Genomic DNA, 338 nt, shown 5'->3' with positions numbered 1-338 from the left:
GTCAATTGTCAATAATCTTTCTAAAAGTATTTTAGGTCGGTGACCTTGCCAAAATCGTCAAATGCTACCCAAAGGGAATTTTTTATTGTGAGGGGCTTTGAGCAAGAACCCGGTTCAGATCCCGGCTGGTAGAATGCCCGGATGAGCCACGAACACGACAGCAGTTACAAGTATCTTTTTTCCGCTCCCGAGTTTGTCCGGGACCTGATCATGGGGTTCGTGCCAGACGAGTGGTTGCACAGTCTGGATTACACGACGCTGAAGAAGGTGGACGGCAATTACATCACCGAAGACTTTCGTGGTCGTGCCGATGACATCGTCTGGCGGATCAAGGTAGG

Annotated in this window: 1 protein-coding gene; it reads left to right on the top strand. The window is 49.4% G+C overall.

What is annotated here, in order from left to right; genetic code table 11:
- Window positions 1–141 precede the first annotated feature (141 nt).
- Window positions 142–338 (top strand): Rpn family recombination-promoting nuclease/putative transposase (locus IV91_RS0114935; RefSeq protein ID WP_031599587.1); only part of this gene is annotated, 197 nt, incomplete at its 3' end.

It is taken from the genome of Ferrovum myxofaciens, assembly GCF_000735045.1.
GTDB classification, from domain to species: domain Bacteria; phylum Pseudomonadota; class Gammaproteobacteria; order Burkholderiales; family Ferrovaceae; genus Ferrovum; species Ferrovum myxofaciens.
Note: the sequence above shows the minus strand (reverse complement) of the source record. Positions and strands in the feature narration are given on the sequence as shown.